Origin of the sequence: Pseudomonas sp. Sample_21 (assembly GCF_004307525.1) — a bacterium.
Taxonomy (GTDB): Bacteria; Pseudomonadota; Gammaproteobacteria; order Pseudomonadales; family Pseudomonadaceae; genus Aquipseudomonas; species Aquipseudomonas atacamensis.
This window is the reverse complement of sequence record NZ_RCNZ01000079.1, coordinates 51,443-74,038: the sequence shown is the minus strand read 5'-3', so window position 1 is coordinate 74,038 and position 22,596 is coordinate 51,443. Positions and strand designations below refer to the sequence as shown.

Here is a 22,596-nt window from a genome sequence, read left to right as displayed (position 1 = left end):
TCCAGGGGGGTCACACGTCCAATTCGATCAGCTCGCCATCGTCTTTTTCCAGCCGCTGTAAAAACACCTGCGCCTCCAGCAATTGATACGGAAAATACAGCCCGGGCCTCACAGGCGCTTGCCCATCCAGCCCAACCAGTCGCTCCAGCAACATGGCCACGCTGAGCCCGGTCAACGCTGCTGCGCCTGATCGGTGAACTACGGCGTGGCGTGTGCGCAATGGCTGGCCCTCGTGATCCGTGCCTTCAAGTTCAATGAGTATTTCCGTCGACATCGGCAGACCCTGACGCCGGGTCGAGCTGATGCCGCTGGCGAGGTTGAACTCGACGTTCGGGGCGTCGGTGGCGGCGGCCAGGCCTGTCACGTCGATGGAGGAGAAGCCGGCGCCCTGCAGGGTCGTGCCGTCGACGGCGCGGAAGCTGACCTTGGCATCGTCGCCTTCACGCCAGATGAATTCGCCGTCACGGCGGGTCAGCGCGGCGGGCAGCATTTTGTTCAGGTGCTCGAAATCGACGGCTACGGTCGGGCCGCCGCCGTCCTGTTCGTCGACCAGGGCATGAATGCGGATGTCGTGCACGCGGGCGAATGCCTTGGCGATGTGCAGCGTTGCGACGGTGGTGGCGCCGACCATCCATTCGTAGCCGAGGACAATGGGCGACGCGTCGGGCGAGTGGATGAAACTGGCGATCTGCGGGGCGATTTCGAATACGCCGGAAGAGATGCTCAGGTGCGGCACCTTGCGCTTTTGCGCAAAGCGCAGCCCGGCGAGGGCGTGGTCCATGTAGAACAGGGCGATGGCGCTGACCGGGCGATCACCCAGTCCCAGATCTTCTGCGCGAGCATCGATGACCACACCTTGGGCATTGCCGATTTGCTCGGCGGTTTGCTCAGCCTTGGCGAGGTCGCGTCCGCCGATCAGCAACGGGACGTCGGGATGCGCCGCGCGCAATGCGCGAGCCGTCTGGTGGCCGATGGCGCCGGAGCCGCCCATGAACAGAATGGGATGAAGTGGCATGAATCCTCCTCATTTTTCCTGGATTGAAACGTGCTTGGGCTAGACACCCTAGCACGCACTTTCCAGTTCGCCGGTGCGCTTGGCCTGCGCACCGACGAACGACCACTTGAGGAATCAGCCCAGATGATGCCGCTGTGCAAGGCGATAAACATCGGTGTCGAGGCCTTCGAAACGGGCTTTCAACTGCAACGCCAGATACAGCGAATAGTGCCGTGACTGATGCAGGTTGCCGCCGTGGAACCAGAGGTTTTGCTGTTGGGTCGGCTTCCACATGTTGCGCAGTTCACCTTCATACGGGCCGGGGTCGTTGGTGGTGCCGGAACCCAGGCCCCAGCAGCGCCCGACCTTGTCGGCGACTTGCTGGGAAATCAGCTTCGCGGCCCAGCCGTTCATCGAGCCATAACCCGTCGCATAAACGATGAGATCGGCCGGCAAGCGGCTGCCATCGGTGAGCACCACCGCATCCGCTTCGATGCGTTCGACACCGAGGCCCGGCGCGCTCTTGAGCTTGATCGTGCCGTTGGCGATCAGTTCCGAGGCGCCGACGTCGATGTAGTAACCCGAGCCACGGCGTACGTATTTCATGAACAAACCCGATTCATCGTCGCCGAAATCGAGCATGAAACCCGCCCGGCTCAGGCGTTCATAGAAGTCCTTGTCGCGCTCCTTGATCGCGTCGAAGATCGGCCGATGAAACTGTGGCATGACCTTGTACGGAATCGAGGCGAACAGCAGGTCGGCCTTATCCGTGGTCAGCCCCGACTCGAGCGCCTCTTCGGAATAAAGCCCGCCGAAGACCATTTCCATCAGGCTGTCCGAACGCACGATGTGCGTGCTCGAACGTTGCACCATGGTCACCTCGGTGCCGTTTTCCACCAGATCGGCGCAGATGTCGTGGGCTGAATTGTTCGCGCCGATGACCACTGCGCGCTTGCCTTTCCACGCATCGCCGCCGGGGTGACGGCTGGAGTGATGTTGCTGACCCTGGAAGTCTTCGGCGCCGGGATACACCGGAACATTCGGTACGCCAGACATGCCGGTGGCGAGGATCAGTTGCGTCGGTTGCAGGGTGACGGGCTCGCCGTTGCGCAGGCCCTCCACGGTCCAGCGGCCAGTCTCTTCGTCAAACGTAGCGCCGAGGCATTCAGTGCGCGGCCAGTAGTTGAGTTCCATGACCTTGGTGTACATCTCCAGCCAGCCGCCGATCTGGTCTTTCGGGGTGAACACCGGCCAGTGGTCGGGGAAGGGCAGGTAGGGCATGTGGTCGTACCAGACCGGGTCGTGCAGGCACAGCGACTTGTAGCGGCCGCGCCATTGATCGCCGGGGCGTTCGGCCTTGTCGATGATCAGCGTCGGTACGCCCATGCGTTTGAGCCTTGCGCCGAGGCCGAGCCCGCCCTGACCGCCGCCGACGATCAGGCAGTACGGTTGCGTGGTGATGCCCAGCGCCGCTTCTTCATCGCGGCGGCGCTCCAGCCAGTTGCGCTTGTCAGCGTGGGCATGGCCGTGGCTCGCGCCCATCGGCCGGCGGCGGCCGCTGGGTTCTTCGAAACCCTTGAGCTCGCGCATGGTGGTCAACAGCGTCCAGCACAGACCGTCCTTCAGGCGCACGTAGCCTTTGCCACGCGCGGTGTCGGTTTCCAGACTCATCCAGCCTTCGAGCACGCCGTCGCTAAGCGTGGCTTCACCTTCGAGTTGCCAGCGTTCGGGCCGGGTCTGCTCAAGGCGTGTTTCGAGCATGTCGCGAATCGCCGGTTTGCCTTCCAGGGTGACGAGGTTCCAGCTGAACAGCAGCAAGTCACGCCAGTGGCTTTCTTCGGCAAACAGCTCCAGCGTGCCGTCCACATCTCGTTGCGCCAGACGTTCGCCGAGGCGTTCGACCCAGGCCGCAAGTTGCGCTGTTGGCGATTGCAAAGGGGTTTCAATAGCGATGTTCATGGGGCCACTCCCGATCTTGTTGTTTTGGTAAGCCATGGCATCAGAGCAAGGCTTGGGCCATCTCCTTGAAAGGCGCGGGCCAGAGCGTTTGATGCAAAGGCCGACAAGGCTTGGCGCAGGCGACATGTCACAAATTCGAGAATCGCGAATGACACTGTGTCACTCGGCGCGAAATTCCCCCGCAATGAGCTTTTCATCTAAGCTGCGGACACACCCGTGTCTTCACCGAAGCGGAGAACAACAACAATGAAACCGGCCTCGATCAACGCCCACGCGCGCCAGGTACTGCAAGCCGTGCAGGGCTCTGTTGCCAGCCACAGCGCGGCGGCAGACCTGGCGATCACCCGTTCGTGGCGGCGCTGCCTGGATCAATACCAGCTCGATCCGGCCAGCCGCCGCGCGCCGGACGTGCTCGAACAGGCGCGTTTGCGCGAACACCGTGCGCCGCTGGAACACATCATTTCCGTGGCGCACTGGCAGATGAACAGCCTGCACCAGCAACTGGGACGTGACGGCCATGTCGTGCTGCTCACCGATGCGCGCGGCGTGGCGATCGACAGCGTGTTCAACGAAGCCGAACGCGGCGAGTTCCAGCGCTCCGGGCTGTGGCTCGGCTCGGTCTGGAGCGAGGAGCACGAGGGCACCAACGGTGTCGGCACCTGCCTGGTCGAGCGCCAGCACGTGACCATTCGCCGCGACGAGCATTTCCGTGGTCAGCACGTCGGCCTGACCTGTTCGGCCAGCCCGATATTCGACGCCAGCGGTGGGTTGCTCGCGGTGCTCAACCTTTCCTCCGTGCGCGAGGAAAGCAGCCTTGAGCAACGCTTCAAGGCCATGGCCCTGACCAATCTGTCGGCCAGGTTGATCGAGAGCTGTTTTTTCCTTGGCCACGATCCGCAACGCTATTTGCTGCGGTTTCATCCCGATGCCGGGTTTGTCGGGCTGCTGGGTGAAGGCCTGCTCAGCTTCGACGAGAGTGCGCGGATCTGTTCGGTGAATGCGGCGGCGCTGGATCTGTTGGGCCTGAGCCGCGAGCAGATGGTCGGGCAGTCGTTGACCATGTTGCTGGAAACGCCGATGGAGCAGTTGCTCGATCAGGCCAGTGCTCAGGCGCACGTCTGCTGGCCGATGCGCCTGGCCGACGGGCGCTTGTTCTACGGCCAGTTGCGCGAACCGATCCGCTCCGCGCCGTTGACCCTTGCGCCTGTCCCGCCAATCAAGGATGAGCGCGTGTGCCTGGAAGACCCGCGCCTGCAACGCGGATTCGCCCGCGCACTCCGTGTACTGGAGCGCGACGTGCCGGTGTTTCTGCAAGGTGAAACCGGCACCGGCAAGGAGGCCTTTGCGGCAGCGCTGCATCGCGCCAGCTCGCGCGCCGGCCAGCCGTTTGTCGCGATCAACTGCGCGGCGATCCCCGAGACGCTGATTGAAAGCGAGCTGTTCGGCTATCGCGGCGGCAGCTTCACCGGCGCGCGCAAGGACGGCATGGTCGGCAAGCTTGAGCAGGCCCATGGCGGCATTCTGTTTCTCGACGAAATCGGCGACATGCCCCTCGCGCTACAGACCCGTCTGCTGCGGGTGCTCGAAGAGCGCCAGGTCGTGCCGCTGGGCAGCGCAACGCCGCGACCGCTTGATGTACGCCTGATCAGCGCCAGCCACCAGAATCTGCCAGCCTGCGTGGCCGACGGACGCCTGCGCGAGGACCTGTTCTATCGCATTGGCGGTTTCGCCGTGGAACTGCCGCCGCTGCGCGAGCGTTCCGACAAGGGCCGTCTGCTCGACCTGCTGCTGCGCGAAGAAGCGGCGGGCGCCACTGTGCGGCTGCAAGCGGGAGTTCGAGAGCGCTTGCTGGCGCAGCCCTGGCCGGGCAATGTCCGGCAACTGCGCACCTGTTTGCGGACGTTGGTGGCGTTGGCAGTGGAAGGCCGGGTCACGCTGGAGGACGTGCAGGAGTTATTGCCCGCAAGGGGCGATTCACCTGTAGCTGATCCACTGGGCGTATCCGAACGGCAAACTCTGCTCAGCATGATTGAAGCTGAACACTGGCATGTCGCGCGAGTTGCCCGTCGTCTTGGGATTAGCCGCAATACCCTGTACCGCAAGCTTCGTCAGCATGGGATCGCTCGACCTGGTTGAAGACAATCGCGATCATTTGCGTTCATTCGCTGTTGATTGCGCGTATTGCCTGGAAATCGCTTGGATCCAATCATTAACTCACTATATCGCATGCCGACAAGCGGTAGGCTGAGCCTATTGCTAGAAGTGATGGCGCAATGACATATTGCAGCACCTTTCCTCACTTCAAGATGTACCGAAAATGCGCCCCCTCAAGTCACTTGTTGCAGCGTCGTTGCTGCTCAGCGGGTGCAATGGAATGCCAGTCGCTTTTGTTCAGGATCCTGTTTTAGACCAAGCCTTTGTCGTCCACTCCGGCGCGCCTTTGCCTTACCTGCTGATGGGTTCGGCTGTGCAATGGAATGAAGACTTCGCCGTGACGGTGAAGCACATTCCTTACTTGTCGGGCACGGTTTTCCAAGGGCAGGCAGACGTGCAGTTTTTCCGTCACAAGGCCAATAGCGTGCCGGCGTGGCGCGGCTACAAGCCGGGCGAGGAGCTGACTTCGGTGGGGTTCAATTCGCTGTACATGTCGGTCAAGGGCACCGGCCAGGCGTTGCCGGCCATGGTTCGCCTCGACGTCAAAGAGGGCAACGTGCTTTACGGCACCCACAATGGCGCGCTGGCCAAAGGCATGTCCGGCGGGCCTGTGTTTTCCGCCGATGGCAAAGTGGTTGGCATCAACGTGGCGTTTCTCACCCGTGACGACGTCAGCCGCCTCAAGCGCAAAGACTTGCTCGATCAACCGCGCGTAAGCATCTTTTTGCCGTACGCGGAGATCAATCGCGAGTGGTCGCGCTATCAGGCCAGCATCACTCCAACGACGCCACCAGCGACCAAACTGGCCAGCCGCTGATCAGCGTTCGCGCAACGCTTCGCGGGCGCGGTTGAGTGGTTTGATCAGGTAGTCGAGCACGGTTTTTTCGCCGGTACGGATGTCCACCGTGGCGATCATCCCGGGCACGATGGCGAAGCGTTTGCCGGCCTTGTTGCGCAGTTCATCCGAAGCGGTACGGATGAACACGCGGTAGTAGAAGATTTCCGGCTTGGCTTCGTCCTGAATCGTGTCCGGCGAGATCGTCACCACCTCGCCGTCGAGGCTGCCGTAGATCGAATAGTCATAGGCGGTAATTTTCACTTTCGCCGCCTGGCCCGGGTGAATGAAGGCGATGTCGCGCGGCGAGATGCGCGTCTCGATCAGCAGTTGTTCATCGAGCGGCACGATCTGCATGACCTGGCCGTTGGGCGCAATGACGCCGCCAATCGTGCTGACCTCGATGTCCTTGACGATGCCGCGCACCGGCGAGCGCAGGGTCAGGCGCGACAGTGAATCGGTGCGCCCACGGATCACCGCTTCGAGCATCTGCGCTTCAGCGTTGGCCTTGGCCAGGTCTTCGCGGGCGCGGACCATGTAATCGGAGCGGGCTTCGGTGGCCTTCAATTCCAGCTCCGAGCGTTGACGGGTCAGGCGCAGCACTTCAACCCGGCTCGAGGCGCCGATCTTCGCCAGGTTTTCAGTTATCGCCAGTTCGCTGCGCACCAGTTTCAGCGAGCTCTGAATACCGTCGAGGGTTTCCGCCAGCCCTTTGCGCCGGGTCTGGTAGAGCTCGGTTTCGGCGCGGATCAGGTCAGGAAACTCCTGCAGCGATGCGTCGAAGGTCAGGGGCTTTTCGCTGACTTCGGCCTGCAAGCGGTTGACGCTGGCCAGCGCCGCGCGGTACTTGGCCGCGCTTTCGCCGACGTTGGACTGGTTCTTCACCGGGTCCAATTGCGCGAGGATCTGCCCGCGCTCGACCAAAGCACCTTCGCTGACATTGAGCTGTTCGAGAATGCCGCCCTCCATCGACTGGATCACCTGCTCGCGCGAGCTGGGCACCACTTTGCCGGTGCCGGTCGAGACCTCGACGATCTCGAACCACGCGGCCCAGGCAATGAAGCAGGCGAGCATCAGCGCGCAACCCCAGATCACCTTTGCGCCACCGGCAAGTGCGCGCTCATCGCGGCCGTCGAGGTAGGACATCGGGTCCGGCACGTCGGTCATCATCGGCTTCATACCGCCACTCCTTTGCCCGGTGCGCGCAGCCGCGCCAATGCGGCGTCGCGGTGGTCATCGATGACGATACGTCCGTTGTCGAGGACGATGATCCGCTCGACCAGTTGCAACACGCTGACCCGATGCGTGGCGACCACCAGCGTTCGACCCTGGGTCCAGGTCGCGAGTTTTTCCAGCAGCAGACGCTCGGTGACGTCATCGAGCGCGGCCGTCGGTTCGTCGAGCAACAGCACTTGTGGCTGACGGATCAACAAGCGCGACAGCAGCAAGCTCTGACGCTGACCGCCCGACAGGCCCAAGCCACCTTCAAGCACTAAATGATCCATGCCTTTGGGCAGCTGACGGACGAAATCCAGCGCGCCAGTGACAGTCAGCGCGGCGATGATTTCCTGATCGCTGGCCTGACCGGCGCCGAGGGTGATGTTGTCGCGCAAGGTGCCGTGAAACAGTCGCGCCTGTTGCGACAGCAGGCCGACATCGCGGCGCAGGTCGGCCGGATCCAGATGTGCCAGGGCGATGCCGTCCAGGGTGGTTTCACCGCTGCTCAGATCCATCGCGCCGCCCAGTGCTTGCAGCAACGTCGACTTGCCAGCACCGTTGCGGCCGAGCAGGGCGATGCGCTCGCCGGGCCGAATGCTCAGGTCGATGTTGTTGAGCGCCGGGGTCGATTCCTCGCTGTAGCGAAAACTGGCCTGGCGCATGCGGTAGTCGCCGCGAATCGCCGGCAGGTGCACGCGCTGACTGCCTTCGGGATGATCCACCGGCATCTGCATGATCCGGTTCAAGCCTTCGAGCGCGACCTTGGCCTGCTGCCATCGGGTGAGCACGTGGGTCAGTTGCGCCATCGGCCCCATCATCCGCGACGACAGAATCGACGCCGCGACCAGACTGCCGGTGGTCAGGTCGCCGGCAATCACCATCGGCGCGCCGAACACGATGACCACTGCGAACACTCCGCCTTGCACGTTCTGCGTCCACGCCACCAGGCTGTTGGTCAGGGTGCGCAGGCGCAGGCTGCTGTCCGCCGAGGCGGCGTTGTACTGGTTCCATTGTTGCTGGAAACGCTGCTCGGCCTGCAATGCCTTGATGTCGTCGAGACCCTGAATACTTTCCACCAGCATGGCGTTGCGCAGCGCCGCTTCACGCATCGAGGCATTGGCCAGTCGCGCCAGACGCGGTTGCGCGATGATCCCGGGCAGCAACATGAACACCAGCGCCACCAGTGGAATCAGCACCAGTGGCCCGCCGATCAAATAGAACACCAGCAGGAACAGCAGGAAAAACGGCATGTCCGCCAGTGCCGTGGCAGTGCTGGAGGTGATCAGATCGCGGATCTGCTCCAGCTCGCGCAACTGCGATATGAACGAACCGGTGGATTTCGGCCGCGCCGAATTACGCAGACGCAAAGCGTGGCCAAAGACCAGATCGGAGACGCGCAAGTCGGCGCGTTTGCCCAGCACATCGGTGATGCGCAGACGCAGAATGCGCATGACGAAATCGAACAGCAGCGCCAGCATCACCCCGCCGAACAACACGTACAGGGTCGGCAGCGACTCGGCCGGAATCACCCGGTCGTACACCTGCATGGAAAACAGTACCCCGGCCATGCCCAGCAGGTTGGCCACCAGCGAGGCGATCATCACTTGGCTGTAAGGGCGCAGATCGGTGAGGACGATGCGCCGGAACCAGTGCTCGTCGTAGGGCTTGATGTAATCGTTGGTGCGCACGTCGGCCACCGGTTGCGTCGGACGCAGAATCACCGTGCGCAATGCCTGCTCGGCGAGCGCGCCAGCCTCCATGCGACTCTGCAAACCCTGGTCGCCACTGAAGCAGATGCCCAGCTCGCCGGTTTCGCCGAGGCTTTCGAGCACGCCGACCTGACCATCACGCAGTTGCACCACCAGCGGCGTGCGCCAGCGGCTCAGGCTCTTGTTGTCGAATACCGCGAATTTCACGCTCAAACCGGCCTGACGCGCCATGTGCCGAACCACTTCTTCGACGCGGCCTTCGCTGTGCACCGAGGCCAGGCGCGCGCTTTCCGGCGAGACGTCGAGGCGATAGTGGCGGGCGACCTTGAGCACCGCTTCCAGCCACGGTGAATAATCCTCGCGAGCCTCGGCAGCGGCGGGTTCGGGAACAGTGATGCTGGCATCGGTCATGGCAGGATCTCGACATTCTGGATGGCGCTGTGGTCGATGCCGAAGACCCGGCGAATCGCACCGCTGTTGTAGAAGCAGTCGATCTGCAGGCGTTGCAGATCAGCCTGGGTGTTGACCAGATCGAAGCGCGACTGATGGATTTCCTGCTCGGCGTTGAGCAAGTCCAGCAGCGGCCGCGTGCCCAGTTCCAGGTACTGGCGGCCATACAGCATGCGCGCTTCGGTGATGCTGGTCTGGCGAAATTCCAGCGAGCGCAGCCGCCGGTTCAGGCCCGAGGTTTGCGCCTGGGCTTCAGCCAGACCTTGGCGCGCTTGCAGGCGGGCGAAGTCTTCCGCCGAATCCGCTGCGGTCAGCGCATGCCCGGCGGCGCGGCTGCGCGCACTGATCGCGCCGCCCTGATAGATCGGCACTTCGAGGTTGAGGAAGATCCCCACCTGGGTGCGATCAGCGCGCGAGTTCTGATCGTCGTAGTGGTCGTCCAGGTATTGGTTGACCGACGGTTGCAGCGACAGGGTCGGGTAGGCCTCGGCTTTGGCCTGGGCCAGCTCGGCCTGGGCCTGGGTGCGTTGCGCGGCGGCCTGGAGGACGGCGGGCAGGGTGTCGGAGATCTGCGAGGCGTCGCAGGCCTGGGTTAGCGTAGGCGCGGCGGCGTCGCTGACCGCCGGCGGCGTGCGCCGTCCGAGCAGACTGGTCAGGGTCGCTTGCCAGCGTGCGTATTGCGCCTTGAATTCCTGCAACGTCGCCGTCGCGCCTTCGGCCCGGGACTGCGCCTGGACCATATCGGAACGGGTGCTGGCGCCCATGTCGCTGCGTTGCTTGGCCAGGTCGACGATGCCGCCGATGCCCTGAATCTGCTCGCGCGCAACCTCAAGCAGACGCTGATAACGCTGCACCTCGATGTAGGCCCTGGCGGTGTCGCGGGCGATGTCGTCGATCGCCAGCAGAATCCCGGCCTGACTGCGCGCCACCCGGGCGCGGGCGGCGTCGACCGAACTGGAAACCTTGCCGAAGTCATACAGCATCTGCTTGAGGGAAATGTTCACCGATTGGCTGCCGGCATCGCTGCCGTAACCGCTGGTGTAGCCACCCTTGATGCCGCCGGTGACCTGCGGGTAATAGCCGGATTCGGCGACGTTGACGCCTTCGCCTTGCTGGAACAGGGTGCCGATGGCTTCGCCGATGCGTGGGTGCCAGTCCACGGCGAGCCTGACCGCTTGTTCCAGCCCCAAAGTATCTGCGTTGGCGGCCGTTTTTGAAGCAGGGGCAGGGCGCTGACGATTGTCATTGCCTGCCGGTTGTTGCAGTTGCGACGGGCTGATGCTGCGCAAGCTGCTGTCGAGATTGTCGTCGGCGCGAACGTCGACGGTGAAAGCGGGGTAGAGGCCGATGGTCAACAGGACCACCGGCCATTTCTGGCGAAAAACTGACTCCACAGACTTCCCTTACTGTTGAGAGACCAACGTTTGATGTCTTGTTTCAAACCACTTGAATGCCGTTCTGTACCCACAAGTGGTGGCTCGGATCCTCCTGTGCCGTGTATTGAACATAGTCGATGCCGTCGGCCTGTTGCGTGCCATCGGCGACCCAGCCATCGGTCATGTGCACGCTGTCCCTGTCGTCACCCTTGATCAGCAGGGTGTTGTTGTCCGAGGACGTGATCGCCAGCAGATCGCTGAGATTCAGTGTCAGCGCAACCGCACTGGAATGGTTGAGATCGAGGATCTCGACGTTGTGGATCTTGCTCTGCAGATCGCCGAGGTTGATCGACACGTCGCCACCGGCCCAGAGCAGGGTGTCGGTGCCGCTGCCGCCATCCACCGAGGTGAACTGCTGATCGGCGATGATCAGCGTGTCGTCGCCACCGCCACCTTGCAGGGTCACGGCGCCACCGTGCGAGCCGTCGAGGGTGTCGTTGCCCTCGGTGCCCTGGATCAAGTCACTGCCAGTGGCATGGGCCAGACCGAGGTCATCGCTGGCCAGTGCCGAGAACGCGGTGCTGGCGAATGCGCCGGCATTGTTCAGGTCGATGGTCAGCGTCGCGGTATCCACGGTGCCGTTGGGGTGGGTGAGTTGGTAAGTGAAGGTGTCTTCCTGGCCGATCACCGCATCGGTCAGGCCGGCCTTGAGCGTGTAGGTGTAGTTGCCGTTGGCCTGGACCACCAGGGTGCCGTAGTTGCCGACCAGCGAGACGCCGTTGTAACCCGGCGCGACGTAACTCCCAGCGACCAGCACGCTGAGCAAGGTATAGACCGAGCCCAACACATCGGCGCCGCCGCCAGCGGTGTCGGTGAGCAGATTGCCCGATACCGGCGTGTAGCTGCCGACCACGAACTGATTGTTGTAGGTCGCGACGTTGATCAGGCTGGTGTTGACGCTGGTCAGCAGGCCGAGGCCGCCCACGGCCACCCGCACCTGATAACTGCCGGCGGTCTGGTCGTCGAACTTGATCCCGTAGTTGCCGCCGCCGAGATTGACCAAGGCGTTGCCGCCGTAACTCTTGACCAGCACGTACTGGTTGGTCGCCGTGTTGAGTTTGTACAGGCCCACCGTCATCGAACCGAGCAGCGCCAACAGGTTGCTCGAATTGACCACCACGGTCAGGTCACTGACGGTATCGGCCGCGACCACCGTGTTGTAGTTACCGCTGCCGCCGCCCAGCAGCACATTGAAGGTGCCGAGGGCTGAGTTGGTGGTGACTTCACGGTTGATCAGGGTGACGTCAGTCGAGGCGATGTCCGCTGTGGCATCCACCACCAGCGCCGGGCTGCCAAGGTTCGCGTCGTTCCACACTTCGCTGGCTTGCGGGCTGTCGATGCGCACATACAGATTGGCGGTGTCGCTCAAACCGTTCGGGTGCACCAGTTGGTAATTGAACACGTCGACCTTGCCGACGCTGCCAACACTGCCGTTCGGTTTGTAGCTGTAGTTGCCGTTGGCGTCGATGGTCAGCGTGCCGTACAACCCTTGCACCGTGGTGCCGGCACCGGCGCTGACCCAGGCGCCGTTCTTGAAGATCTGCAACTGCGCGCCGTTGTCCGGGCCGGTCTGATCGGCCGTGCCATCGACACCGACGTTAGTGATGACGTTGCCGGTCACCGCTGGCCCGGCAATGCCGTTGAACTGGGTCAGGCTGCTGACATCCAGTTGCAGCTGGGTATTGACCGTGGTCAGCACGCCGATGCCGGTGCTCGAAACCGTCAGTCGATAATCGCCTGACAGCAGGTTACCGATGTCGACCCGCACGCCTTGGCCAGCGAGCGCGATCAGGTCGAGCAGGCCGCCGCTGCCATTGACATCCAGAGTCACCCAGTTGCCGCTGGCATCCTTGACTTGCAGGGTATAGACCACGCCATCGATCAGCGAAATCAGACTGCTGGTGGTCAGCGTCAGGGTCGGATCAAGACGCGTGCCGCCGGCCACGGTGAAGGTGAAGGTTTTCGAGAATCCGGCCAGCAGCGTAGTGAACGAGTCGTTGAAGGTCTGCGAGGCGGTGACCGGGGCCAGAGTGACGGTGCCGACGGCGAGGTTATCGCTGGCGACCACGGGCGCGTTAACGTCGACATCCGGCGCAATGACGTTGGCGGCCACCGAAACGTTGCCGCGTGCGTCGCTGAGGTTGATGGTGAGGTTTTCACCGTTGATCTGCGCACTGCTCAGGGTGACGGTAAACACGCCGAGGTTGTTGACCGTGCCGGTGCCCAGAACGGTGCCGCTGGCCGACTTGATGGTCACGGTTGCGCCGACTTCGCCGGTACCGGTGACGGTCAGGCCATCGGCACCGACCAGCAGCGCCGTGGCGGCAGCGGGTGGTGTCAGGTCTGGCGCCGTCGCGGTCGCCGCAGCCGATACGTTGCCGCTCGGATCCGCCTGGGTGACGCTGAGTACTTGGCTGTTGATCTGCGCCGAGGCCAGTGTCACCGAGAAGCTGCCGTTGGCGGCGACGGTTGCGGTGCCGAGCACCACCCCGCCGGCGCCGAGTACGCTGATGGTCGAACCGGGCACGCCGACGCCAGTGAGCACGGTGCCGCTGCCATTGACGCTGACGCCAGTCGGCGCGCCGGGTGCGGTAATGTCCGGTGCGGTCAGGCTGGCGTTGGGCGACAGGTTGCCGGCCGAGTCGACCAGACGCACGGTCAACAGCTGTCCGTCGAGTTGCGCGGTGTTCAGGTTGAAGCTGAACGTGCCGCCACTGCCTACGGTGGTGGTGCCGATCAGCGCGCCGCCCGGGCCGTAGACGTTGACCGTCGCACCGGCTTCGCCCGTACCGCTCAAGGTCAGACCGTTGGCAGCGAGCGTCAGACCGCTGGCCGCGATCGGCGCCTGCACGTCAGCGGCCGTCAGATTGAAGACCTGCGACAGATTGCCCGCCGGGTCGGCCTGTTGGACGTTGAGCTGTTGGCCGTTCAGTTGCGCGCTGGACAGTTGTACGGTGAAGGTGCCGCCGGCATTGACCACAGCGGTGCCCAGCACTGTACCGGCTGCGTTGGTCACGCTGACGGTCGCGCCGGCTTCACCCGTGCCGCTGACCGCCAGGCCGGTGCCGTTCAGGCTGACATTGCTCAGCGGCGCTGGCGCGGTGGTATCGGCGACGCTGAGATTGGTAACCGGCGAAACGTTGCCCGCCGCATCGCTCTGCGTGACGCTCAGTTGCTGGCCGTTGAGTTGCGCCGATGACAAGGTCACCGAGAACGAGCCATTGCCCGCCACCGTCGCCGTGCCCAGCACCGCGCCACCGACACCGCGCACAGTAACGGTGGCGCCGGCTTCACCGAGCCCGCCGAGGACCAGACCGGCGCCGCTGAGTGCGAGAGCCGTCGGAGCCGCCGGAGGGGTGATGTCGGGCGCCGTCACGTTAAGCCCGGATGAGGTGTTATTGGACGCATCGGTCTGTGTCGCATTGAGCACCTGACCGTTGACCTGCGGCGTATTGAGCTGTGCGCTGAAGGTGCCATTGGCGCCAACCGTCGCATTGCCCAGCACCACGCCGCCCGCGCCGGTGATGGTCACCGACGCGCCGACTTCGCCGCGACCGGTGACCAGTGTGCCGCCGGCATTGACCGCCAGATCGCTGAGTGGCGCCGGCGCCGAAGTGTCGCCTGCGGTGATTTCAGTCGGCAGCGAGGCGCCACCCAACGCAGTGTTGGCGGTGACTTCGAGGCTTTGGCCGTTGGTTTGCGCAGGCGTCAGCACCACGCTGAACGTGCCATCCCCGCCGGTGACGCCGGTGCCGATCAGGCTGTTGTCCGGCGCGTAGACATTGATGGTGGTGCCGATGGCGGCCGTGCCGGTCAGCGTCACGCCGTCTGCTGTCAGCACAAGATTGTCCGGCGCGGCCGGGGCTGGCACTGCCGGAACAGTCAGGTCGGCGTCTGCGGACACATTAGTCGCGACGTCTGTTTGATTCACTGTCAGCACTTGGCCGGCGGTGATGCCGGGGGCCAGATCGATCAGGAATGTACCGTTGGCCGCGACCGTGCCGCTGCCGACAACATTGCCCAGCGCATCGGTCACTTCGACACTCGCGCCGGCTTCGCCACGACCGGCGAGCTGGCTCAGATCGCCGCTGATGGTCAGACCGGTGACGGCATCTGGAGCGGTAGTATCAGCCGCCGGGTAGAGCAGCGCTGGCGATGCGTTTTGCGCCTCGTCCGTCGCGATCACCGACAACAACTGACCGTTGGCCTGGGCCGGATTCAGCGTGACTGTATAGGTGCCGTCGCCCAATGCCACTGCTGTGCCGAGCACGGTGCCGGTGGCGGACAGCACAGTCACGGTGCTGCCGGCTTCGGCGGTCCCGGCGAGCAAGGTGCCGGCGCCGGTCAGCGATGTCACCGTTGGTGCGATCGGTGCAGTGCTGTCCGGCGCGTCGACCAGAACGGGCTCGGACTGGTTGTTTTGTGCGTCGGCCTGCACGACCGACAGTGCGCGGCCATCGAGTTGCGCAGCCGACAACGTGACGCTGAAACTGCCATCTGCGGCCACCGTCGCCGTGCCGAGCACCACCGCGCCGTCAAGCACGGTGACGGTTGCGCCGGGCTCGCCGGTACCGGTGACGGTCAAGCCGTCCTGGCTGACGTTGAGGTCGGCCACTTCCAGTGGATCAGTGCTGTCGCCTGCTTGCAGAGGTGCTGTGGGTGAAACGTTTGAAGCCGGATCAGTCTGATTGACGCTCAACAGCTCGCCATTCACCTGCGGCGGGTTGAGAGTCACGCTGAACGAGCCATTGCCGGTCACGGTTGCCGAGCCCAGTACCGTGCCAGTCGCGCTGAGCACGCGCACCGTGGCGCCGGCTTCACCGGTACCGGTCAGTGTCACGCCGTCGGACGTAAGAACGAGGCCGGTGGGCGCAGCGGGCAGGGTGATGTCCGGCGCAGTGACGGACACGATCGGCGAAGGGTTGCCAGCCGCATCACGCTGGATCACCGACAAGGCTTCACCGTTGAGCAGCGGCTGATCCAGTGTCACGCTGAAACTGCCATCGGCCGCGACGGTGCCGGTGCCGACGATGGTGCCCACCGCGTTGGTGACGACTACCTGCGAGCCCGCCGCACCGGAGCCGGTGATGAGGCTGCCGCTGGCGTCGATCTCGACATCGGTCAGTGCGGCAGGAGGCGTGCTGTCCGGCGCGCTCAGCGTGCCGGCAGGCGAGGCATTGCCGGCCGCATCCGCCAACACCACGAACAGCGCTTGGCCATTGGTCTGCACCGGGGTCACGGTGATCTGGAAACGACCATCGCTACCCACGGTGCCGGTGCCCAGTTCGGTGCCATCGGCCGACGTCACACGGACAGTGGCGCCGACTTCGCCGGTACCGGTGAGCAGGCCGCCATCGGCATTCAGTTGCAGATCGGCCGGCGTCGCTGGCGGGGTCAGATCCGGTGCGGTGACCGTCACCGGGGCGCTGACGTTGCCGGGTGGATCAGCCTGCTGCACGCTGAGGATCTGTTCGTTGATCTGCGGCGGATTGAGGGTGACGCTGAAGGTGCCGTCGCCGAGTACCACGCTGGTGCCAAGCAAGGTGCCATTGGCATCGCGCACGGTCACGGTCGCGCCGGGTTCGCCAGTACCGATGACCAGCGCGCCGGACGAGTTGATATCGACGTTGTCCAGTGGATCAGGCGGGGTGAAGTCCGGCGTGGTCAGGTTCACTGCCGGCGAGTCGTTGCCCGCTGCGTCGGCCTGCACCACGGTGATCACTTCGGCGTTGGTCAACGCCGGGTTCAGTGGCAGGGTGAAGGTACCGGTCGCGCTGACCACGGCGGTGCCAAGCACGTTGCCGTCGCTGTCGATGACGCGCACCTGCGCGCCCGGTTCGCCGCGCCCGGTCAGGCTTGCGCCGTCGCCGCCGATGCTCAGTTGCGAAACGGCCGCTGGCGGTGTGCTGTCGACCGAAGTGAACGGCGTGGCTGCCGAGGTGTTGCCCGCCGCATCCGTCAGCGACACGGTCAGCGCCTGGCCATTGGCTTGCGGCGTGGTCAGGGTGATCGCAAACGTGCCGTCGATGCTCACCGTGCCGGTGCCGACCAGCGCTCCGGCGGCGTTGTACACGTTGACCGTGGTGCCGGCCTCACCGGTACCCGACAGCAGGGTGCCGTCAGCACTTGCCACCAGCGCCGCCGGCGCATTGGGCGCGATCAGATCCGGGGCGATCAGGTTGACGCTGTTGGATTCGTTGCCGGCGGTGTCGGCCTGGCTCAGGCTCAAAGTCTGGCCAGAGGTCTGTGCCGGGCTGAGGGTGACGCTGAAGGTGCCATTGGCCGCCACCACGGCGCTGCCGAGAACCGTTCCGCCGGTGCCGAGCACGGTCACGGTGGCGCCGGCTTCACCGCGCCCGGTCAGGGCCGTGCCGTTCGGTGCCAGGCTCAGCTCGCTGAGCGGCGTTGGCGCGGCGATATCGGCAGCGGTGTAGTCGGTCGGCGACGAATTAATGCCGGTGCTCGAGGTTGCCACGGCAGACAGCTGTTCGCCGTTGAGTTGCGCGGCGTTGAGGGTGACGCTGAAAGTGCCATTGGCCGCCACCAGCGCGCTGCCGAGCAACACGCCCGAGGCATTGCGAATGCTCACGGTACTGCCGGCGGTGGCCGAGCCGGTCAGGGTCAGACCGTCGGCGCTGAGGGCCAGATTGGTCGGTGCACTTTCCGCCAGATTGCCCGGCGCGGTCACCGGCGCCGCCGGTCCGGTGTTGCCGGCTGCATCGATCTGCACCACGGAAAGATTCGATCCAGCCACCGCAGCCGGGGACAACGTGACGCTGAAATTGCCATTGCTGGCGACGGTCGCAGTACCCAGCAAAACACCGCCGGCATCGCGAACTTCGACGCTGGCGCCGACCTCGCCGATGCCGGTCAGAGTGGCACCATTGGCGCTGACCGCCAGATCGCTCGCCACCAACGGCGCCGTGCTATCGACGGCATTGACGATTGCCGGGGCTGACGGATTGCCTGCCGCATCGGTGGCCGTCACGTTCAGCGACTGGCCATTGGTTTGCGGACTGTTGAGGGTAATCTGGAAAGTGCCGTTTGCGGCCGCCGTGGTGGTGCCGAGAAGATTGCCCTGGCTGTCGCGTACGGTCACCGTACTGCCGGCCTCGGCGTTACCGGCCAGTTGCACGCCAGCAGCATTGAGGGTCAATGCGCTCGGAATCGTCGGCGCGGTCAAATCCGCGGCGACGACTTCAACCGCCGTCGATACGTTGCCCGGCGGATCTTCCTGAGTGACGGTCAGCACTTCGGCATTCAGTTGTGCTGCGTTCAGCGTGACAGTGAACGCGCCGCCGCTGCCGACCTGTGCGGTGCCGAGCAAGGTGCCGTCGGCGCTGCGTACAGACACGGTGGCGCCGGGTTCGCCGTGGCCGGTAACGGTGACGCCGTCGGCATTCACCGCGACTTGGGTCAGTGCCGCCGGTGGGCTGATGTCGGGTGCGGTGACGCTGGTCGATGGCGAGACGTTGTCGGCGGGGTCGGTCTGGCTGATCGCCAGCGCCTCACCATTGGTCGGCGCCGGCGCCAGGGTCACGCTGAACGAGCCGTCCGCGCCAACCACGGCGCTGCCCAGCAGGGTGCCGTTGGCGGTGGTGACATTGACTGTTGCGCCAGCCTCACCCGTGCCGCTGAGGGTGCTGCCATCGGCGCTGATCAGTGGATTCTGCACAGCGGCGGGCGGGGTGCCGTCGATGGTGATCACGCCAGTGGAAGTCGAAGTGTTGCCGTTGGCGTCGGTCAGAGTGACCTGCAGTGTTTCGCCGGTGTTCTGCGCATTGGGCAAGGTGACCTGGAAGTTGCCGCTCTGATCGACTACGCCGGTGGCCAACACGTTACCGGCGGCATCGCGCACGGTCACGGTGCTGCCGGCTTCGCCCTGGCCTTTGACCACGGTGCCGACGTCATTGATCGTAACGCCAGTCGCTGCGGCTGGCGGTTGCAGATCGGTGGCAATGATGCCGGCGGGTTGCGACAGGTTGCCGGCGGCATCGCTCTGGATCGCGGTAAGCGCCTGGCCATTAAGTTGTGCCGGCGTCAGCGTCAGGCTGAACGTGCCATTGCTGGCGACCAGTGCAGTACCGAGCACGGTACCTGTGGCGTCGGTGACAGTGACCGTCGCCCCGGCCTCTCCGCGTCCAGTGAGTGTCGTGCCGTTGGTGTTCAGCGCCAGATTGGTCACAGCGTCCGGCGCTGTGCCATCGACCGCCGTCACCGTGCCCGGAATCGACACGTCACCGTCGGGACTGGTGGCCGTCACCTGGAGGACTTGCGCATTGATCTGTTTGCTACTGAGCAACAGGGTGAAGCGGCCGAAGCTGTTGATCAGCCCGGAGCCGAGCACAGCGCCGCTGCTGCTGGTCACCGTCACGGTGCAACCGGGCGTACCGGCGCCGGTCAGGGTGAAACCATCGGCACTCAAGGCCAGATCGGTCGGGGTCGCGACCTGGCTACCGTCCAGTCCTGCCAGCGGCACGACGGGCGAATCATTGCCGCCGCCATCCGTGCTGATGACTTCCAGATTGCCGCCAGGCTCGGCCGGTGGGCTGAGGGTCACGACAAAGCGGCCATCCGCATCGGCCGTCGCGGTGCCCAGCACAGCGCCACCGCCGGCAATGCTGACGGTGACCGTGGTGCCCGGTTCGGCAAGGCCAGAGACCTGCGTGCCGGCCGGGTTGAGCGCGAGATCGCTGACCGCTGCCGGCGGGGTGCTGTCCGGCGCGGTGACGCTGCCGGGAAGCGAACTGTTGGCGCCGTCCGACACCACGACTTGCAAGGCTTCGCCATTGGTCTGCGCAGTATCGAGGTCGACCGTGAAGGCGCCCGTGCCGTCAGCGGTCGCGGTGCCGATGACGTTACCGTCGGCATCCAGCACCTGCACCGTGTTATTGGGCTGCGTGGTGCCGGTGACCGTGGCACCCGCCGGATCGATGAGCAGACCGCTCGGTGCAGGTGGGGCGGTGATGTCCGGTGCGGTGACCGGCGTGGCCGGCGAGGGCAGGGCGCTCGCATCGGTCTGGATCACACTCAACACCTGACCGTCGAGCTGAGCCGGGCTCAGGTTGACGCTGAAACTGCCGTCGCTGGCGACCACCGTAGTGCCAAGCACCGTGCCGTCGGGCGCGCTGACGGTTACGGTGCTGCCCGCTTGCCCGGTGCCGGTCAAGGTCACGCCGTTACTGGCGAGCACGACATTGTCCGGCGCCAGCGGCGCGGTGGTGTCCGTCGCCGTCAATGGTGTGCTGGGGGAAACGTTCACGCCATCCGATTGGCTGACTTGCAGTTGCTGGCCTTCGATCTGCGGGCTGTTCAGCGGCACTGTAAAGGCGCCGCTGCCGTCGACGATCGCGGTGCCCAACACATTGCCCGCCGAATCCTTGACCGACACCGTGGCACCGGGCTCGCCGGTGCCACTCAGTTCAGTGCCACCTGCATTCAGCGTCAGATCCGAAGGAGCCGTTGGGGCCTGGATATCCGGCGCTTCAACTGGAACTGCCGGCGAGCCCGACGGCGAGCCATCGCTCTGCACGACGCTGAGGTTCTGGCCATTGGTTTGTGGCGAGGACAAGGTGACTTCGAAACGGCCGTTGCTGCCGACGACAGCTGTTCCCAGCACGGTCCCATTGGTGTCAGTGACAGTAACGGTGGCGCCGATCTGACCCGCGCCGGAGACCACGGCGCCATTGGCGGAAATGCTTACATCGGTCACAGCTACCGGTGTGGTCAGATCGGGTGCTATCACGTTGACCGGCGCCGAAGGATTGCCGTCCGCGTCGGTCTGGATCACTTGCAGCTGTTGCGCATCGGTCTGTGGTGTGGAAAGTGGAACGGTAAAATTGCCGTCGGCACCCACCGTGCCGGTGCCGATGATATTGCCGGCCGGATCGCGCACGGTGACTGACGCACCCAACTCACCCTTACCGGTGAGCGTCTGCCCCTGAGCGTCGAGCGCGAGATCGGAGACGGCCGTCGGCCCTTGGGTGTCAGGTGTGACGTAGCTCAGCGGCGCGGAGGTGTTGCCAGCGGCGTCGCTGGCACTGATCTGCAGTGTTTCGCCGTTGTTCTGTGGACTGCTCAGTTGCAGGCTGAACGTGCCGTCCGCCGCCACCACCACGGCCGTGCCGAGCACATTGCCGTTGGCGTCGCGCACCGTTACGGTCGAACCGACCTGGCCGCGCCCACTCAACTGCGTGCCATCGATGCTCACCGCGATGTCGCTGGGTTGAGTCAGGCCATCCAGATCAATGGCGATAACGGTCGCTGCTGGCGAAGGGTTGCCGGCGGCGTCGGTGACCAGCACGCTCAGCGCCTCACCATCGATTTGCGCGGCGTTGAGTTGCACCGTGAACAGGCCATCGGCGGCGACCAGAGCTGTCCCCAGTAGCGTGCCTTGGGCATTGGTGACGCTGACTGTGCTGCCGGGTTCGCCACGGCCGGTGACCGAGAGGCCATCGCTGCTCACCGCCAGATCCGTTGCAGTGCCGGGGCCGGTGATGTCCGGCGCATTGAAGGTGACGGCCGGCGATTGCGCACCGGCGCTGTTGACTGCCACGACACTGAAAGTTTCACCGTTGGCCTGCGCACGAATCAGCGTCAGCAGGAAAGTACCGTCAGCGGCCACCGCCGCGCGCCCGAGCAATTCGCCGTTGGCGGCACGGACTTCGATCGTGGTGCCGGCCCGGGCGGTGCCGGTCAGTTGGCTGCCGTCGCTGCTCAAACCAAGATTGCCTGGCGTCGTCGGTTCGACGATCTCCGGCGCGCTGACCGTTGCGCCGGTCGAGGTGTTGCCTGCGGCATCGGTGGCATTCACTGTCAGCGGCTGACCGCCGGTTTGCGCGGGGCTGAGGACGACGCTGAAGGTGCCATCCGCCGCAACCAAGGCGCTGCCGAGCAGCGTGCCATCGGCGGCGCGCACCTGGACGGTCGAGCCCACTTCACCGGTGCCGCCGAGTTGCGTGCCATCTGCGCTCACGCTGAGATTGCCTGGCGCGGTGGGCGCGGTGGTATCCGGCGCAGTGACCGTACCCGGTGTCGAAACGTTGCCCGCAGGGTCGGTGAGCGTGACGTCGAGCGGCTGGCCATTGTTCTGTGGCGTACCCAGGTCGACCTGGAAACTGCCATCGACGCCAACGGTACCGGAACCCAAAAGGTTGCCGGCTGCATCGCGTACCTGAACGACACTGCCAGCTTCGCCAAAACCACTCAGCACCCTGCCATCGGCCGACAAGGTTAATCCGGTCGCGGGCGCAGGAGGCGTCGCGTCTCCGCCCCCACCACCACCACCGCCGCCGCCGCCACTTCCGCCGGCAGCGGCTGCCGCACCACCCGCGCCCAACAGGCCAAGCCCGGCAATCGCCCATGCCGGCGTCGCCCCATCCACCACACCGACGCCAGCGATCAGCTCGTCCAGCGAATTGATTTCGTCAAAGGTAAAGCCATTGAACGGCTCGGCGCTGTAGCGCGCCTGCCACAGCGTCGCGTCGTCACCCTGAAAGACAATGTCATTGGGCACGCCGTCAGGGCTGGTGACAAAGAAATTGGAGATTTTGATTTGCTCGCCGGACTTCAGATTGACGATCAAATCCTGACCGCTGCGACTGGTCGACGCCAATTGATCGGGCCGAACCGGCATTTGTACAACTGAAGGCTGACTGAGCTGAACATTGCCCCAGTTCTGGGCAGTGAGTTGAGAATTGGCTTTGTCGGCAATGACGATGTTGTCCATTACTACTCCCTGTAAATGGGTGGGGCGGACGTCCACGGGTGGTTTTAAAACCATAGATAGGGAGTGTCAGATGGGGCTGCCTGATTTTTGACGAGCGTATGGATGGGCCATTT

General features: G+C 64.4%; 8 protein-coding genes. 2 read left to right on the top strand and 6 right to left on the bottom strand.

The window, feature by feature from the left end; translation table 11 throughout:
* Positions 1–10: 10 nt before the first annotated feature.
* On the bottom strand, positions 11–1,015 hold the full coding sequence (locus tag D8U71_RS14140) for an NAD(P)-dependent oxidoreductase (protein WP_130888002.1): 1,005 nt from the start codon (positions 1,013–1,015) through the stop codon (positions 11–13).
* A gap of 114 nt (positions 1,016–1,129) precedes the next feature.
* On the bottom strand, positions 1,130–2,953 hold the full coding sequence (locus tag D8U71_RS14135) for an NAD(P)/FAD-dependent oxidoreductase (RefSeq protein WP_130888001.1): 1,824 nt from the start codon (positions 2,951–2,953) through the stop codon (positions 1,130–1,132).
* A gap of 246 nt (positions 2,954–3,199) precedes the next feature.
* Between D8U71_RS14135 and D8U71_RS14130 the strand changes: the two genes are divergently transcribed.
* The gene (locus tag D8U71_RS14130; protein ID WP_130888000.1) at positions 3,200–5,089 is read left to right on the top strand and encodes a sigma-54-dependent Fis family transcriptional regulator; all 1,890 of its coding nucleotides are present in this window, start codon (positions 3,200–3,202) and stop codon (positions 5,087–5,089) included.
* Between the two features lie 238 nt (positions 5,090–5,327).
* Entirely contained in the window at positions 5,328–5,924 is a 597-nt protein-coding gene (locus D8U71_RS14125; RefSeq protein ID WP_125916053.1) for a trypsin-like peptidase domain-containing protein, read from the top strand.
* Here the strand turns inward: D8U71_RS14125 and D8U71_RS14120 are convergent, their stop codons facing one another.
* The 4 genes from D8U71_RS14120 to D8U71_RS14105 form a co-directional block, all read right to left on the bottom strand.
* Complete coding sequence (locus D8U71_RS14120; RefSeq protein WP_038862077.1) at positions 5,925–7,109, bottom strand: HlyD family type I secretion periplasmic adaptor subunit; 1,185 nt, start codon at positions 7,107–7,109, stop codon at positions 5,925–5,927. It lies immediately after the preceding gene.
* An 8-nt stretch (positions 7,110–7,117) separates the two neighbouring features.
* Positions 7,118–9,280: a type I secretion system permease/ATPase gene (locus D8U71_RS14115; RefSeq protein ID WP_130887999.1), complete on the bottom strand. Its 2,163-nt coding sequence runs from the start codon at positions 9,278–9,280 to the stop codon at positions 7,118–7,120.
* On the bottom strand, positions 9,277–10,683 hold the full coding sequence (locus D8U71_RS14110) for a TolC family outer membrane protein (RefSeq protein ID WP_125926192.1): 1,407 nt from the start codon (positions 10,681–10,683) through the stop codon (positions 9,277–9,279). Before D8U71_RS14110 ends, D8U71_RS14115 begins: the two co-directional genes overlap by 4 nt.
* A gap of 73 nt (positions 10,684–10,756) precedes the next feature.
* The gene (locus D8U71_RS14105; RefSeq protein ID WP_130887998.1) at positions 10,757–22,483 is read right to left on the bottom strand and encodes a BapA/Bap/LapF family large adhesin; all 11,727 of its coding nucleotides are present in this window, start codon (positions 22,481–22,483) and stop codon (positions 10,757–10,759) included.
* Positions 22,484–22,596 lie beyond the last annotated feature (113 nt).